At 65.2% G+C, this 230-nt stretch carries 1 pseudogene; it reads right to left on the bottom strand.

Features of this window, described 5'->3' with window-relative positions:
* Nucleotides 1–230: pseudogene (locus tag DWZ15_RS10770) on the bottom strand (SIS domain-containing protein); the annotation flags it as partial.

Here is a 230-nt window from a genome sequence, read left to right as displayed (position 1 = left end):
GCGCGGACGCGCTCGTCGAGCTTGCGGTTCTCGTCCTCGCCCATGAACAGGAACACGGGGACGCCGGGCTCCACGAGCTCGAGGGTGCCGTGGAAGAAGTCGGCCGAGGTGATGTAGCGGGTGCGCTTCCACTGCATCTCCTCCAGGATGCACATCGAGAACAGGATGGTCTCGCCCCACAGGGCGCCGGAGCCGATGAACATGGTGTAGGGGGCCAGGGCGTACTTCTT

This window comes from Collinsella sp. AF29-7AC (genome assembly GCF_003475665.1).
GTDB lineage: Bacteria > Actinomycetota > Coriobacteriia > Coriobacteriales > Coriobacteriaceae > Collinsella.
This window is presented reverse-complemented; position numbering and strand designations above follow the sequence as displayed.